The following is a 388-nucleotide window of genomic DNA, read 5'->3' as shown; positions in this document are numbered from 1 at the left end:
CCTGGTCCTCGCCGCCACCACCGCACAGGCCGGCAGTGCGCCCGTCACCTACGACTGTGTCTTCGGCTCTTCCCATTCGCTGTTCACGACGACGGCCACCCTCACCGCCCCGGCAACGGCGGCGGCGGGCGAGGCCGTGGACGTCACTTTGAGTCTCGCGAACAAAGGGCCGGCCAACGGTCCCGTCGCACTCCCCGCGAACAGTGTCGTCCCCTCGGCCCGGGTACTGGTCTCAGGCCAGGCCCCACTGACCCTCAGCGCACCGGCCTCCACCCCGCCCGTGCCCTCCAAGGGCGAGATCCCCATACCGGACCTGCGGGGCAAACTGACCGTGGCCCAGCCCGGCACGGTAACCCTCACGCCGGACCAGCTCACCCTGGACATCCCC

The 388-nt window shown here is 70.9% G+C and carries 1 pseudogene; it reads left to right on the top strand.

Annotated elements, in window-relative coordinates:
• Positions 1 to 388: pseudogene (locus G3I60_RS44295) on the top strand (hypothetical protein); the annotation flags it as partial.

Origin of the sequence: Streptomyces sp. SID13666 (assembly GCF_010548325.1) — a bacterium.
Taxonomy (GTDB): Bacteria; Actinomycetota; Actinomycetes; order Streptomycetales; family Streptomycetaceae; genus Actinacidiphila; species Actinacidiphila fildesensis.
This window is presented reverse-complemented; position numbering and strand designations above follow the sequence as displayed.